The 14139-nt window shown below is 75.4% G+C and carries 13 protein-coding genes; 6 read left to right on the top strand and 7 right to left on the bottom strand.

Annotated features, from left to right (window positions below):
- Positions 1–257 precede the first annotated feature (257 nt).
- Entirely contained in the window at positions 258–794 is a 537-nt protein-coding gene (locus tag ACIPRD_RS26535; protein ID WP_356397279.1) for an HNH endonuclease, read from the top strand.
- 75 nt (positions 795–869) lie between these two features.
- On the opposite strand, the gene ACIPRD_RS26530 is transcribed toward ACIPRD_RS26535, so the two are convergent.
- From ACIPRD_RS26530 to ACIPRD_RS26510, 5 genes are all read right to left on the bottom strand, one after another.
- Positions 870–1475, bottom strand: a complete 606-nt coding sequence (locus ACIPRD_RS26530) for a hypothetical protein (protein WP_401566528.1) — start codon at positions 1473–1475, stop codon at positions 870–872.
- Entirely contained in the window at positions 1472–2866 is a 1395-nt protein-coding gene (locus ACIPRD_RS26525) for a hypothetical protein (RefSeq protein WP_401566525.1), read from the bottom strand. The genes ACIPRD_RS26530 and ACIPRD_RS26525 overlap by 4 nt, the downstream gene beginning before the upstream one ends.
- Positions 2866–3654 carry an ABC transporter ATP-binding protein gene (locus tag ACIPRD_RS26520; protein WP_401567024.1) on the bottom strand — a complete coding sequence of 263 codons (789 nt, stop codon included), beginning with the start codon at positions 3652–3654 and terminating at the stop codon, positions 2866–2868. Before ACIPRD_RS26520 ends, ACIPRD_RS26525 begins: the two co-directional genes overlap by 1 nt.
- Positions 3655–4045: 391 nt before the next feature.
- Positions 4046–5122: a zf-HC2 domain-containing protein gene (locus ACIPRD_RS26515; RefSeq protein WP_401566522.1), complete on the bottom strand. Its 1077-nt coding sequence runs from the start codon at positions 5120–5122 to the stop codon at positions 4046–4048.
- A complete protein-coding gene (locus tag ACIPRD_RS26510; RefSeq protein WP_401566519.1) occupies positions 5119–5724 on the bottom strand; it encodes an RNA polymerase sigma factor in 606 nt (201 codons plus the stop codon). Before ACIPRD_RS26510 ends, ACIPRD_RS26515 begins: the two co-directional genes overlap by 4 nt.
- Positions 5725–6071: 347 nt before the next feature.
- Between ACIPRD_RS26510 and ACIPRD_RS26505 the strand changes: the two genes are divergently transcribed.
- From ACIPRD_RS26505 to ACIPRD_RS26495, 3 genes are read left to right on the top strand one after another with little or no spacing between them, the layout of a single operon-like run.
- On the top strand, positions 6072–6317 hold the full coding sequence (locus tag ACIPRD_RS26505) for a hypothetical protein (RefSeq protein WP_356397291.1): 246 nt from the start codon (positions 6072–6074) through the stop codon (positions 6315–6317).
- Complete coding sequence (malQ, locus tag ACIPRD_RS26500; protein ID WP_401566517.1) at positions 6318–8684, top strand: 4-alpha-glucanotransferase; 2367 nt, start codon at positions 6318–6320, stop codon at positions 8682–8684.
- A gap of 52 nt (positions 8685–8736) precedes the next feature.
- Positions 8737–9006 carry a hypothetical protein gene (locus tag ACIPRD_RS26495; protein WP_356397296.1) on the top strand — a complete coding sequence of 90 codons (270 nt, stop codon included), beginning with the start codon at positions 8737–8739 and terminating at the stop codon, positions 9004–9006.
- A 258-nt stretch (positions 9007–9264) separates the two neighbouring features.
- On the opposite strand, the gene ACIPRD_RS26490 is transcribed toward ACIPRD_RS26495, so the two are convergent.
- A complete protein-coding gene (locus ACIPRD_RS26490) occupies positions 9265–9843 on the bottom strand; it encodes a TetR family transcriptional regulator (protein WP_401566514.1) in 579 nt (192 codons plus the stop codon).
- A 244-nt stretch (positions 9844–10087) separates the two neighbouring features.
- Here ACIPRD_RS26490 and ACIPRD_RS26485 point away from each other — a divergent pair, with 244 nt between their 5' ends.
- Positions 10088–11821, top strand: coding sequence for an FAD-dependent monooxygenase (locus tag ACIPRD_RS26485; RefSeq protein ID WP_401566512.1), 1734 nt, complete (start codon positions 10088–10090; stop codon positions 11819–11821).
- A gap of 232 nt (positions 11822–12053) precedes the next feature.
- Here the strand turns inward: ACIPRD_RS26485 and ACIPRD_RS26480 are convergent, their stop codons facing one another.
- On the bottom strand, positions 12054–12572 hold the full coding sequence (locus tag ACIPRD_RS26480; protein WP_356397305.1) for a MarR family transcriptional regulator: 519 nt from the start codon (positions 12570–12572) through the stop codon (positions 12054–12056).
- Positions 12573–12678: 106 nt separating this feature from the next.
- Between ACIPRD_RS26480 and ACIPRD_RS26475 the strand changes: the two genes are divergently transcribed.
- Positions 12679–14079 (top strand): MFS transporter, encoded by a 1401-nt coding sequence (locus ACIPRD_RS26475; protein WP_401566509.1) that lies wholly within the window; start codon positions 12679–12681, stop codon positions 14077–14079.
- Positions 14080–14139: the final 60 nt, after the last annotated feature.

Genomic DNA, 14139 nt, shown 5'->3' with positions numbered 1-14139 from the left:
AGGTCACGGAAAGGACACCGGAGGGACAGAACCACCACACTAACGGGGCATTGTGTGTGCCCGTGCCGTTCCGGACAGCGACCACCCGGCTCACCTGGGCTTGAACCGGCCCCCTCACGGGGGATGAATCAGATGTGGTCGAAAACACTCCCAGCCCGTTACCGGGACATGGTGGCGCGTCCACCAGGCATGAGGGGAGACTGACTGCAGATCGTCCCGGCGCGAGCCACGCGCCGCCGACGCCCAAGGAGGCACCCGTGCCGCACGTCCTGGTCCTCAACGCGTCGTACGAGCCGCTCGGCGTCGTACCGCTCCGCCGCGCGCTCGTCCTCGTCCTCGAAAACAAGGCCGTCTGCCTCGAGGAATCCGGCGCCTTTCTGCACAGCGCGACCGTCACACTCCCCGCACCCAGCGTGGTCCGGCTCAAGCGATTCGTACGGGTTCCCTACCGGGGGCCCGTTCCTCTCACCCGGCGCGCGCTGTTCGCCCGGGACGGGGGCCGGTGCATGTACTGCGGTGGCGTCGCAACCAGCGTCGACCACGTCATCCCGCGCAGTCGCGGGGGCCAGCACCGCTGGGACAACGTGGTGGCCTCCTGCCGCCGCTGCAACCACGTCAAGGCCGACCGCCACCTCGTCGAGCTGGGCTGGAGGCTGCGCCACAAACCGGCCCCGCCCACCGGTCTGGCCTGGCGCATCATCGGCACCGGCCACAGAGACCCGCGCTGGCTGCCGTACTTGCAGCCCTACGGCGCGGACGACGCCTTGGCCCGGATCGACGGCATCTCCGCCTGAGGATCCGGGCCTTCGCGCACCCGGCGGGCCCCTGCCGGAGCCCGCCGGGTGCGCCACCCTGCCCCGCACCGCCTCTCAGGCGCGGGGCCCCTCGGGACGCGCCCCGCGTACGGCGTACAGCACCGCGCCCACCACGAACACGGCCACCGCCGCCGCCCAGGCCTCCGGCCGCGCGCCCGGCTGCATCGGCCAGGCCCACAGCAGGGCCGCGCGCCCCTGCGTCCCCTGCGAGGCCGGGCAGACGAAGGCGACGTAGAGGAACGCGGGCAGCCAGCTCAGCCGCGACCCCAGCAGCACCGCCGCGGCCGCCGTGATGCCCGCGCAGCCCAGCGTGTTGCGGATCATCTCCGGCGTCCCGAACCCGCCCGGGTGTCCCGGCGCGGCCGCCGACAGCAGCGCCACCGCCGGCGCGGTCAGCCCCACCAGCTGCACCAGCCGGCGCGGCCCCCAGGCGCGCACCGCCGTGCGCTCCAGCTCGGCCGAGGCCGTGCGCAGGCTCACGCCGATCGCCGCGGCCGCCATCAGCGGGGCCAGGACCACCAGCGGAACCCGGCCGTCCGGAGCGGTGAAGGTGTCCGGCCCATGAGCCGCCCAGAGCGCGAGGACGGCGGTCGCCGCGAGGCCCACGAGCGCGGCGGGAACGGCACGCGAACGCGCGTACAGAAAGAATCCCCTGGTCACAGCGCCGGCACCCCCTTCGCGTCGCAGTCACGCGTGGTGGCGAAGTACGACGACAGCCACGCCCGGCGCTGCGCCTCGCCCATCGCCTTCAAGTGCCCGCGCGCCACCAGCCGCGCCTTCAGCTCCGCCCGGTCGGCCGCGGAGCCCCGGGCGTCCCTCGCGTCGAAGTCGTCGGTGAACGGACTGGGCGCCAGATAGTGCTCCACCGCGTCGTCCACCGCGGCCCGGTGCGGATCCTGGGTGTCCGGGCAGTCGCCGTACTGCAGCGCCGCGAGCGCCTCCCACGCGTACTGCTGCGGATCGACCAGCCGCCCCCGCACCTGGTGCCAGCCCATCGGCGTCAGCATGGGCAGCTCCACCTCGTCGGCACGCGGCCCGCCCGGGCGGTCCGCCCAGCGCGCGGGCAGATGCCGTACGCCCTCCAGCCGCCCCGTGAGCCCCGACAGCGCGCCGGTGACCTGCGGGAGCATCCCCGCGTAGCGGGCGTTCACACAGACGGCGGGCGTCACGGAGGTGTCGCACACCTGACGGTCGGCGAGGGTGTTGTGGACCCACAGGGCCGGCCCGTTCTGCACCAGCAGCAGGGCCGCCCACAGCGCGGCGGCCAGCGGCAGCAGGGCCGTGTACCGGCGGCGCGCCGCGTACACCAGCGCCGCCGCCGCGGCCAGACCGCCCGTCCACGCGGCCATCGCCACCGGCTGCCACCACACCGGCACCACGGTCCCCCCGAGCTGCTGCGAGGGGCTCAGATAGCTCCACGGCGTCGAGGCGTACTCCGCCCACGCGAGGCCCGCGTACACCGCCAGGGCCGGCAACGGCGCGAACGGCCGGGCCGGCACGAGCCGCCCCGCCACATGACCGGCGAGCGCCGCGGCACCCACGGCCACCGCGCCCGCCGGCAGCGACGCGAGCTGCGGCCGGTCGCCCTGCGCGTACGGCCAGGTCGCGACCATGGCCGCGGCCGCCGCGGCCAGGTAGCCCACCGCGAGCCAGAACGCGACCGGCAGCGCCGACGCCGCCAGCCGGACGAGCGGTCCCCGCCCGGCCGTCGCCCACAGCTCCTCGGTGCCCCGCCGCCGCTCCCGTCCGCCCTGCCAGCAGCCCGCGGCCACGGCCAGCGGTACGGCGATCACCAGAGCGGTGTGCAGTTCCTGCGCCGTCTCGCCCCAGCCGCCCTGCCACCGCCTGCTGGTGCAGGCCAGCAGCACGCCGAGCACCAGCAGCAGGGCGGCACCGGTCCAGGGGGCGATGCCCCGCAGGAACTCGGCCCGCAGCGGATGCGCGGCCCACGCGCGCGGCCCGCCCCGGCCGGTCCCCTTCCGGCCGTCGCTCTCGCGGCTGCCGGCGCCGTCGCGTTCCCCGCGGCTCTCGCGGTCGTCCACGAGCGTCATCACACCGCCTCCCGCACACCGGCCGGGGCACCCTGCGCCCGCTGGTTCTCCAGCGAACGGCGGTGCGCCCGCAGCGCCGCGGTGTAACCGCGTTCGATCGGATGGTCGCCGGGGTCGTCCGACACCTCACCGAGCGCCGTGAGGGCGTCGGGCGTGCCCTGGTAGGCGATCCGGCCCGCGTCGACGAGCGTGACGTCCGTGCAGGCCGTCGCCACGTCCTCGACCAGGTGCGTGGAGACCACCACCGTGGCGTCGGCGCCCAGTTCGCGCAGCAGCTCGCGGAACTCCACCCGCTGCTCGGGGTCGAGGCCGGCCGTCGGCTCGTCCAGCAGCAGCACGTCCGGCTCGTTGACCACGGCCTGGGCGATGCCGACCCGGCGGACCATGCCGCCGGACAGTGTCCTGACCTTGTCGTCGATGCGGTCCGTGAGACCGACCCGCGCCACCGCCCGCTCCACGGCGGCCGGGGTGCGGTCGGCGGGCATCTCCTTCAGCCAGGCCACGTACGCCACGAACTCCCGCACGGTGAAGCCCGGGTAGTAGCCGAACTCCTGCGGCAGATAGCCGAGCCGGCGCCGGATCCCGGACCGCCCGCGCCGGTCGGCGCTGTCCTGCCCGAGGATCTCCACCGACCCGCCGTCCGGCCGGGCCACGGTCGCCAGCACCCGGATCAGCGAGGTCTTGCCGGCGCCGTTCGGCCCGAGCAGCCCGTGCACACCGGTGCCGAGGCTCAGGTCGACGGAGTCGAGGACGACGGTCTTCTTGTGCCGGACGCTCAGTCCGGTCACGCGTACAGAACTCAAGGTGTCTCCAGGGATCCGGCCGGCCGGGCGGCGCGTGGGCCGCCTTCGCCGGCGGATCGGGGTCGGCGCAGGGCGGCACGTGGCTGCCCTGCGGGGTGGTGACAGAGGTTCAGGTGGTCAGGTGGCTCGGGTGGCTCGGGTGGCTCGGGTGGTTCAGGTGGTTCAGGTGGTGCGGGTGGCGTAGGTGGTGCGGATGGTGCGGGTGGTGCGAAGGGCACGGGTGGTGCGGATCGTGTGGGTGGTGCGAGGGGCACGGGTGCCGCAGGTGGTGCGGGCGGCCTGGGTGACACAGGGGGTGCGGGTGGTGCGGGTGGGCAGGGGGGACCGCCGGCGCGGCCGCGCGGTCCGTGGCCGACGCCGGAACGGGGGGCCTGCCTCAGCGGGGGAGCAGGTTGTCGAACGCCGACCGGCGGACCGTCAGGAGCACGGCGCTCAGAGCGGCCGCGGCCGCCCACGCGCCCTGCGTGCCCGCCCCGTCGAGGCAGCGGGAGAGCTGCTCGGCCACGCGTGCGGAGCTCTCGGCGGCCGGTGCGGTGACCGTCGGCGCGAGCACCGCGCACAGCCAGCCGCCCGCCGTGACACCGGTCGCCGTGCGGCAGCCCACGAAGGAGGCCAGCGCGAGCGAGACCAGCGTCAGCGCCAGCCCGGGCAGCAGCCAGGCCGCGGCCGCCGGGGCGCCCGAGGCGGGCAGCAGCAGCCCGGTGAACGTCAGCAGGGGCAGGCTCACCGCGAGGACGGCCAGCGTCCGGGTGAGCGCGAGGCGCAGTCCGCCGCCCGGGCTGGCCGCCGCGACCTCGTACATCGGGTCGGCGTGCGGGCCGTAGGACAGCGCCACGCCAGCGACCGGCACGACGGGCGCGATCGCCAGCAGCAGCGCCCGCGTACCGGAGAACCCGCCGCCCAGGCCCAGGGCCATCGCCCCCGCGGCCACGACCAGCACGGCCGGCAGCCACGCCCCGCGCACCGCGGGCCCGGCGGCCCACAGGAGCCGGGCGGACCGGGGGAGCGGGTGACGCCGCGTGAGGCGCGCGGACCGGGGAAGGCCGCGGAGCCGGGACAGCGCGCCGGACCGCGTGAACCCGGCCTCCGCCGGGCGGTGTTCACGGACCGGGCCGCCCCACGCGGGCACCCCGGGCGCCGGTACCGCGGCCTCCGCCGCAGCCGGTGCCTTACGCCCCAAGGGGGTTGAGGCCGAAGCCGTACACCCCAAGGGAGTTGAGGTCGAGACCGAAGCCGCTACTGGCAGCGCGCCCAGCACCGCTTCCCGCATCTCCGCGAGGAGCGGTCCCGCCGCCGTGGCGCGCACCGCCCGCGACACCAGGGCCGCGCACCCCGAGCACCGTTCCACGTGCGTCTCCAGGGACCACGCCTCCGGCTCCGGCAGGGAGCCGTCGGCGTACCGTCCGGCGAGGTCCTCGTCGGCGTGCCAGATGTGCGTGCCGGCGTTCGTCATGCCGTGCCTCCCACCAGAGACGGGTTCAACTGATCGAGCGCCGCGCGCAGTTCGGCCCGGGCGCGGCGGGCCCGGGACTTGACCGTGCCCTCGGGTATGCCGAGCAGCCCGGCCGCCTCACGGGTGCTCAGCCCGTCGACGACCGTCGCCCGCAGCACCTCGCGCAGCTCCGGTGAGATCCGCGCGAGGGCGGTGCCGACATCGCCGTACTCCAGCCCGGCCAGCACCCGGTCCTCGGCGGAGGGCGCGGCGCCGGTGTCGTACCGCCCCGGCGCCCCCTCCTCCAGAGACGGTCCGGCGACCCGCGTGGCGCGCTCGTGCGCCCGCCGCGCGTCCACCAGGCGGCGGGCCGCGATCGTCCACAGCCAGCCGCCGGCCTCCTGCCCGCGATGCCCGGCGGCCGACCGCCACACGGTCACGAAGGTGTCCTGCAGCACCTCCCGCACGACCTCCGGATCGGCGCAGCGCCGCGTCAGCCGCGCGTGCAGCCATCCCGCGTGCCGGTCGTACAGGTCGGCCAGCGCCGCCGAGTCCCCCGCTGCGACGGCCCGCAGCAGTGCCGCGTCACCGTCCGCACCGTCCTTCTCCCGGTGGCCCCCCATGGGGCGGAACAGTCTCACACCCCCTCTATCGACGAGCCGGCCGCCGGTGGTTCACGAGTGCCGCACGAGATGGCTGGTGCTGGTGTCGGTGCCGCTGTCGCGGACCGCCGTGCCGCGCCATCCGCACCGCGGCCGTCCGCCACGCCGCACCATCCGCACCGTGGCCGCCACGCCACGCCACGCCACGGCGCGCCGCACCGCGGCCGTCCGGCATGCGGACATCCGGCCGGACCCCGGACATATGCAGCACCTTGTCCGTGTCTGTGTGTCTGCCTTCGCGTCCACGGGGTAGGGCTTCTCGAGACCCGCCAGAAGCCGTACCCGACGTGACGACGAGGAGGCCTCCCGTGGCCGTACCGGCTCGTGCCCCCATCCCGGCCCAGTGGAAACCCGAGGAGGAGCCGTCCGCGGACGGCTCCTGGGCGCCGGTGTGCGTCTTCAGCGCGGAGAGCGCCTGCGCCGAGACCCCGCTGACCAGCGAGCCGCCGCTGCCCGACGCGGAACCGCTCACCAGCGAGCCGCCGCTCGCCGACACCACCGCGCTGGGCGGCGGGTCCGACCCGGTCCCGGTCTCCTTCGGCGCGGGGCTGTAGATGGACGCGGCGCGCGACGACGCGGAGCTGTCCCGGCTCGCCGACCTGCACGGGGTCGCCACCTCCTACAGCCCGTCCCCCGGCCGCACGGTCGCGGTGTCCGCGGCCGCCGTCATCGCCGCCCTCGCCGCCCTCGACGTCGACGCGAGCACCCCCGGTGCCGTGAGCGCCGCGCTCGCCGCGCGGGAACGCGAGCTGCGCGAGCAACTGCTGCCCCCCACCGTCGTGTGGTGGGCCGGTTCCCCGAGGCTGCCCGACGCCTTCACCGCGCTGCCGCCCGGCACCCGGCTGCATGTCCGGGCCGAGACCGGCCCGCAGGACGGGCTCGACCCGGCCTCCGGGCCGCCGGCCCACGACCCGACCGGGGGGCTGCTGCCGCCCGGGGGCCGGATCGAGGGGCTGCCGCCCGGCGTGCACCGGGTGACGGCCACCGCGCCGGACGGACGCACCGGCCACACCCACCTCATCGTCGCCCCCGACCGCCTGCCCACCCCCGCCACCCGCTCCTACGGCCTCCTCGTGCAGCTGTACTCGCTCCTGTCGCGCCGGTCCTGGGGCATGGGCGACCTCGGCGACCTCGCCGAACTGGCCGGCTGGGCCGGGCACACCGCCGGAGCCGGATTCGTGCAGGTCAACCCGCTGCACGCGGCCGTGCCCGGCGCCCCGACCGACCCCTCGCCGTACCGGCCCTCCTCACGCCGTTTCCCCGACCCCGTACACCTGCGGATCGAACAGATCCCCGAGTACGCGCATGTCGAGGACCAGGACCGCCTGCGCCTCCTCCTGGAACGCGCCGAGCGGCTGCGCGCCGGCGTCCTCGACAAGGACGCCCTCATCGACCGCGACGCGGTGTGGGAACTGAAACGGCAGGCCCTGGAACTGGTCCTCGCCGTCCCCCTCGGGCCCGGCCGGCAGGCCGCCTACGACGCCTACCGCGCCGAGGAGGGGCAGGCCCTGGAGGACCACGCCACCTGGTACGCCCTCGCCGAGCGCCACGGCCCCGACTGGCCCTGCTGGCCCGAGCCCCTGCGCGACCCGCGCTCGGCCGCCACCGCCGCCGAACGCGCCGCCCTCGCCGACCGCGTCGAGTTCCACACCCGCCTCGCCTGGCTGACCGACGGACAGCTCCGCGCCGCCCAGCGCGCCGCCCGCGAGGCCGGGATGCCCGTCGGGATCGTGCACGACCTGGCCGTCGGCGTGCACCCCGTCGGCGCCGACGCCTGGGCCCAGCAGGACCACTTCGCCGCCGGGATGTCGGTCGGCGCGCCCCCCGACGCCTTCAACGCCCGCGGCCAGGACTGGGGCCTGCCGCCGTGGCGCCCCGACCGGCTCGCCGCCTCCGGCCACGCCCCCTACCGCCAGCTCCTGCGGGCCCTCTTCCGCTACGCCGGAGCCCTGCGCATCGACCACGTCATGGGCCTGTTCCGGCTGTGGTGGGTCCCCCAGGGGCAGCCGCCGACGGACGGCACCTACGTCCGCTACGACGCCGACGCCATGCTCGCCCTCCTCACCCTGGAGGCCTCCCGCGCGGGTGCCGTGGTGATCGGCGAGGACCTGGGCACCGTGGAGCCGGGCGTCCGCGAGGTGCTGGGGCGGCGCGGGGTGCTCGGCACCTCCGTGCTGTGGTTCGAGCGGGACTGGGACGGCGACGGCCGCCCGCTGCCGCCGGAGCGCTGGCGGGCCGACTGCGTGGCCACCGCCACCACCCACGACCTGCCCTCCACCGCCGCCCGGCTCACCGGCGAGCACGTCGACCTGCGCGACCGCCTCGGCCTGCTCACCCGCCCGGCCTCCGAGGAGCGCGCCGAGGCCACGGCGGACGCGGCGGAGTGGCTCGCCCTGCTGAACGGACTGGGCCTCCTCGACCACCGTCCCGCACACGGCACCCCCGGCTCCGGCGAGTCCTCGCCCGGCACCCCCGGCTCAGGTGCGCCCGCGCACGGCACCCCCGGCTCCAGTGCACCCTCGGGCGGCGCCGCGGACTCCGGTGCCGCCGGTGCCTTTGGCGGGACGTCCGGCCCGGCCGAGGAGAGGGAGAGGGCGGAGGAGAGTCCGGAAGGAGGTCCGGCGGCGGAGAGTCCGCAGGGAGGTCCGGCGGAAGGGACGGAGGAGGAGGCGGAGATCCAGGCCGTGCACCGGTTCCTGCTGCGCACCCCGGCCCGGCTGATCGGCGTCTGGCTCCCCGACGGCATCGGCGACCGCCGCCCGCAGAACCTTCCCGGCACCTGGGACCAGTACCCCAACTGGCGGCTCCCGGTCGCGGACGCGGACGGACGCCCGGTGACCCTGGAGCAACTGACCGGCTCACCACGGCTGAGGGCACTGCTGGACGTCCTGCGCGAGCCACCGGGGCCGCCCGGCGCCTGAAGTCGGCACCCCGGGCGCGCGCGCCGTCCGGCCGTTCGCTAACTTGGGGAACGTGGACAAGAAGAACCCCCTGCGCGCCGGCGCCCTGGCCGCCGGTACGACGCTGATGATGCTGCTCATGTCGTCCCCCGCGCTCGCGCTGGCCCGCGACGACGGTGACGACCCCGGCCAAGGTCTGAGCGCCATCGAGACCGTGGGTCTGTACGTGCTGATCCCGCTCGCCCTGTTCGCCGTCATCGCCGGCCTGGTCATGGTGCTGGACCGCTCCAAGGTCCGCGTCACCAAGGGCGGTTCCTCGTCCAAGGCCGGCGCCAAGGCCTGACACCAGGGCCCGACACCACCGACGGTTCTTTTTCGCCGAGGGCGCCGGTCCTCCGCTCCGCACGCGTGCCGCACGCGGGTGGACGAGGACGGCGCCCTCGGCGTTTCCCCACCCCGGCGCGCCCGATCCCCGGTGGTCCGGTGCGGTGCCCTGATGCCCTCGGCAGTCCGGCGCCCTCGGCAGTCCGGGGGCGCCCCGGTGGCTCAGTGGCCCGGCATTTAGGCGGCCCGCTTCAGCGCCCCCGCAGCCCCGTACGGATCAGGGGCTCGGCGCGGTCAGATACCGCTGCACGACCGGGCCCGCCCACGCCACGACCTCCTGGTGCGACAGCGCCATCGCCGCGGGCAGCCGCAGTACGTAACGGGTGAGCGCGAGCCCGAGGACCTGCGCCGCGACCAGCGCGGCCCGCGCCGGCACCTGCTCGGGATCGGGGCACACCTGCCGCGCCACCGGGAGCAGCTGGTTCCGGAAGACACCCTGGAGCCGTTCGGCCCCGCCCTGGTTGGTGACGCCGACCCGGAGCACCGCGGTCAGCTCCTCGTTGCTCTCCCACAGTTCGAGGAAGTGGGTGACCAGCGCCCGTCCGACCTCCTCGCGCGGCACCTCCGTCAGATCGGGCATCCGCAGATCCAGCGTGACGGCCGCGGCGAAGAGACCCTCCTTGCTGCCGAAATAGCGCATCACCATGGAGGGGTCGATGGACGCGTCCTTGGCGATGGCCCGGATCGTCGCCCGCTCGTAGCCGTCGCCGGCGAACCGCTCGCGTGCGGCGGCGAGGATCGCGGTACGGGTGGCGTCCGAGCGGCGAGCGCCGCTGCTGCTTGCGTTGCCGGTCATGCCAACGAGCGTAGGCCAACGAGTGATGGCCAACAAGCGATGGCCAACGGTTGATGGCCAACGAGTGGTGGCGCCAACGGTGGGTGGCCAACGAGTGGTGGCGCCAACGGTGGGTGGCCAACAGGTGGTGGCCAACGGTCGTTGACTTCCCGCTCGGGCCGTCCTAACGTTGCCAACAAGCGTTGACCAACAGTTGTTGACCAACGGGCGTTGGCAAACATGCGTCGGCATCCAGGAGGCCACCATGAACGGCACCCCCGACAACCCCGGCACCCCCGACAACACTGACACCGGCAACACCACAGGCCCCGCAGGCACCACACGCACCCCGGCCGTCGCAGACACCGCTCCCGGGGCTGAAGCCGAAGCCGCTGCCGGAGCTGAAGCCGAAGCCGCTCCCGAAGCCGGAGCCGAAGCCACAGCCGAAGTCGTCGTAGTGGGCGCCGGCCCCACCGGTCTCCTCCTCGCCGGCGACCTCGCCACCGCCGGTGTCCGGGTCACCCTCCTCGAAAAGCGGCCCCACGGGATCAGCAACCTCTCCCGCGCCTTCGTCCTGCACGCCCGCACCCTGGAGCAGCTCGACGCCCGCGGCCTGGCGGATGACCTGGAGGCCGTCGGCAAGCCCCTGGAGCGGCTGCGCCTCTTCGGTGGCCTCACCTTCGACCTGAGCACGCTCCCCACCCGTTTCCGCCACGTCCTGGTGCTGCCGCAGTACGAGGTGGAGAAGGTGCTGGAGCGGTGGGCGGCCGAGGCGGGCGTGGACTTCCGGTACGAGACCGAGCTGACCGCGCTCAGCCAGGACGCCGACGGGGTGACCGTGGAGGTGCGTGGTCCCGACGGGCGGGCCGGGCGGCTGCGGGCGGCGTACGTCGTCGGCGCCGACGGCATGCGCAGCGCGGTGCGGGAGGCGGTCGGGGTGCCGTTCCCGGGTAAGTCGGTGATCCGGTCCGTCGTCCTCGCCGACGTGCTGCTCGCGGAGAAGCCGCCGAACCTGCTGACCGCGAACGCCGTCGGGGACGCCTTCGCGTTCCTCGTGCCGTTCGGGGACGGCTACTACCGGGTGATCGGCTGGCAGCGCGGCCGTGACATCCCCGAGCGGGAGCCGGTGGACCTGGCGGAGGTCAAGGAGATCACCCGGCTGGCGCTGGGCCGGGACTTCGGGATGCACGACGCCCGCTGGCTGTCCCGCTTCCACAGCGACGAACGCCAGGCGCCCGTCTACCGGGCCGGCCGGGTCTTCCTCGCCGGGGACGCCGCGCACGTGCACACCCCGGCCGGCGGTCAGGGCATGAACACCGGGATGCAGGACGCCGCCAACCTGAGCTGGAAGCTCGCCGCGGCCGTCGCCGGGGACGCGGGTCCCGGGCTGCTCGACAGCTATCAGGCGGAGCGGCATCCGGTCGGCAGGACGGTGCTGCGCAGCAGTGGCGGGATCGTGCGGCTCGCCATGGCCAAGCGGCCCTGGACGCTGGCGGCCCGCACCGCGCTCGTCGCGTTCCTCGGCGCCGTCGCCCCCGTGCGGCGCAAGGCCATGGGGCAGGTCACGGGCATCGGCTACCGCTACCCCGCGCCCCGGGGCGCCCACCGGCTCACCGGCACCCGCGTCCCGGACGTGGCCCTGGCGGGCGGCGGCCGGCTGTACGAGGCCCTGCGTGGCGGCCGGTTCGTCCTGATCACCCCGCAGTCGCAGCGCCAGCCGCAGTCGCAGTCGCAGCCCCAGCCCCAGCCGGAGCCCCGGCCCCAGCCGCAGTCGCAGTCGGGGACCCAGCCCCAGCCGGAGCCGGGCTCCCGGTCCGGGCAGGAGCGGACGTCGTGCGAAGGGCGGTGCAACGGGCAGCCGGTCGTGGTGCGTTGGGCGAGCGGGCGGCGGACGACCGTACTGGTGCGCCCCGACGGGTACGTGGCCTGGGCGGCCGATGACGCCACCCCGGCGGACGTCGAGGCGGCCCTCGCCCGGCACCTCGGGCCGGGGGCCTGAGCGGCGGCCGCGGCGGACCGCTGTCCACCGCGGCCGCCCTCCGCGTCAAGGGGCAACCCCTCAAGTCCCTTACGCCCAGCACCCCATGACCCCGGCCCGGCGAACCCCGGCCTGGCGAACCCCGGCCCGGCGAACCCCGCCCGGCGAGCCCCGGTCCGGCGAAATCCAGTCCCGCGTCTCCCCGGTCCGGCGGGGCCGCCCGCCGCGCCCCGGGCCCCCGGTCCGGATACCGCTACTCCGTCGCGCCCTGCAGCAACCGCCTCAACAGGTCGGCCAGTTGGCCGGCCTGTTCGTCGTCGAGGGCGGCCAGGGCGTCCTGTTGCTCGGCCAGGCCCGCGCCGACCGCCGCGTCGATCAGCGTCAGCCCCTCGTCCGTGAGCGTCACGCGCAGACCCCGCCGGTCGTGCGGGTCGGGGGAGCGGCGCAGCAGACCGGCCCGCTCCAGCTTGTCGAGGCGTCCGGTCATGCCGCCGGTGGTGAGCATGAGCGTCGCCGACAGCTCGCGGGGCGAGAGGGTGTACGGCTCGCCCGAGCGGCGCAGGGTGGCGAGGACGTCGAACTCCCCGCGGGAGACGCCGAACCGGGCGTACGCCTTCTCCATCCGGTCGCCCATCGCGCGCGACAGCCGGTAGACGCGGCCGAAGACCTCCATCGCCCGGGTGTCGAGGTCGGGCCGTACCTCGGCCCACTGGCCGACGATCGTGTCGACGGGGTCCCCGGAGGGCTGCCGGGGGTGAGGCGTGGAGGTCATGGGGTGAGTATCCGTCCGCGGACGGTTCGATCGCAAGAAAGTAGCTTGACAGTAAGTTGCTTAGCGCTAAGCTATTTTTCTCGAACCGCGTACGGAGGGGGCCGGCATGCCACGGCAGGACGGGGCACGACAGCATCGAGCACGACAGCACCAGGCACGGCAGGACCGGGCACGGCAGGAGCACGGACAGCACCCGGAGGTGCCGGGCGCGTGGGCGCTCCCCGCGGCCGCCGCGGTCAACGGCATCGGCACCGGGATGTACGTCCCGTTCACGCTCGTGTTCTTCCGTCAGGTCACCGGACTGCCCTTCACGACCGTGGGCGCCGTGCTCACGGTCACCGGACTCCTGGGGCTCGCCGCGCTCCCGCTCGCCGGGGCGGCCGTCGACCGCTACGGCGCGCGGCGCGTGCAGTACGTGCTCTACGGCGTGCGGGCCGCCGGCTTCGCCTGCTACCCCTTCGCCCGCTCCCTCGCCGCCTTCGCGCTCGTCGCCCTGGTCACCGCAGCCGCCGACCGGGCCTACCCGGCCGCCCAGCAGGCCCTGCTCGGCGAGGTGGCGCGCGGCGCCGGGCGCGACCGGCTCCAGGCCGCCGTCCGGGCGCTCCAGAACGCCGGTTACGGCGCCGGCGCGCTGCTGGCCTCGATGGTCATCGCCTTCGCCGGCCCCGCCGGATTCACCTTCACCGCCTGGGGCAATGCCCTCACCTTCGCGCTCGCCGCGCTGCTGCTGCGTCCGCTGAAGCCGGTGCGTCCGGCCGGCGAGGGCACGGTCCGCCGGACCGGTGCGGGCTACCGGCTCGTCCTCGCCGACCGCCCGTTCCTGATGGTGACCGGCGCCAACTTCCTGAACGCGCTGAACTATTCGTCCCTCACCGTGCTCTTCCCGCTCTTCCTGGTGGAGTGGCTGCACGCGCCCGCGGCGCTCACCGGCTCGGCGTTCACGCTCAACACCGTGCTGTGCGCGGCCGCGGGAGTCTCCGTCGGTGCGCGGGTCCGCCGCACCGGCGCCCGGCGCACCCGGGCGGCCGCGCTGGGCGGGCTCCTGTTCGCCGCCGCGTTCGCCCTCCAGATCGTGCTCGGCACCCTGCGTCCGGAGGGCACGCTGCTGCTCGGCGGCGCCCTCACCGCCGCGATCGTCGTCCACACGGCCGGCGAGCTGATCCACAGTCCCGCGGCCGAGGTGCTCGCCGTGTCGGCGGCGCCCGACGAGGCGCGCGGCCGGTACATGGCGGCCTATCAGATCTCCTGGTCCCTGGCGAAGGCCGTGACGCCGTCGCTGTTCACCACCCTGCTCGCGGTGGACGGCCGGCTGCCCTGGGCCTTCCTCATCCTCACCACGGCCGCCGCCGCCGGCCTGCTGCTGGGCGTGGAGCGCCGGCTGCCCCCGGAAGCGGTACGGCCGCTGCCCCCGGACGGCACCCGCACGGACGGCACTCGCACGGCCGGCACCCGCACGGACGGCACCCGCACGGACGGCACCCCGCCCCTCACCCCCGTCGGAGCTTGAACCGCCCCCTCCCGGAACGGCGTTCCCGGCTCGCGGGAACCGGCTCCCGGCAGCAGGCGC

This window comes from Streptomyces sp. NPDC090108, assembly GCF_044747185.1.
GTDB lineage: Bacteria > Actinomycetota > Actinomycetes > Streptomycetales > Streptomycetaceae > Streptomyces.
This window is presented reverse-complemented; position numbering and strand designations above follow the sequence as displayed.

Excerpts from the sequence above, each read along its gene's own strand:
- malQ (WP_401566517.1), top strand. The coding sequence starts at position 6,318 with ATGGACGCGGCGCGCGACGACGCGGAGCTGTCCCGGCTCGCCGACCTG.
- ACIPRD_RS26490 (WP_401566514.1), bottom strand. The coding sequence starts at position 9,843 with ATGACCGGCAACGCAAGCAGCAGCGGCGCTCGCCGCTCGGACGCCACC.
- ACIPRD_RS26480 (WP_356397305.1), bottom strand. The coding sequence starts at position 12,572 with ATGACCTCCACGCCTCACCCCCGGCAGCCCTCCGGGGACCCCGTCGAC.
- ACIPRD_RS26475 (WP_401566509.1), top strand. The coding sequence starts at position 12,679 with ATGCCACGGCAGGACGGGGCACGACAGCATCGAGCACGACAGCACCAG.
- ACIPRD_RS26485 (WP_401566512.1), top strand. The coding sequence starts at position 10,088 with ATGAACGGCACCCCCGACAACCCCGGCACCCCCGACAACACTGACACC.
- ACIPRD_RS26510 (WP_401566519.1), bottom strand. The coding sequence starts at position 5,724 with ATGGGGGGCCACCGGGAGAAGGACGGTGCGGACGGTGACGCGGCACTG.
- ACIPRD_RS26515 (WP_401566522.1), bottom strand. The coding sequence starts at position 5,122 with ATGACGAACGCCGGCACGCACATCTGGCACGCCGACGAGGACCTCGCC.
- ACIPRD_RS26525 (WP_401566525.1), bottom strand. The coding sequence starts at position 2,866 with ATGACGCTCGTGGACGACCGCGAGAGCCGCGGGGAACGCGACGGCGCC.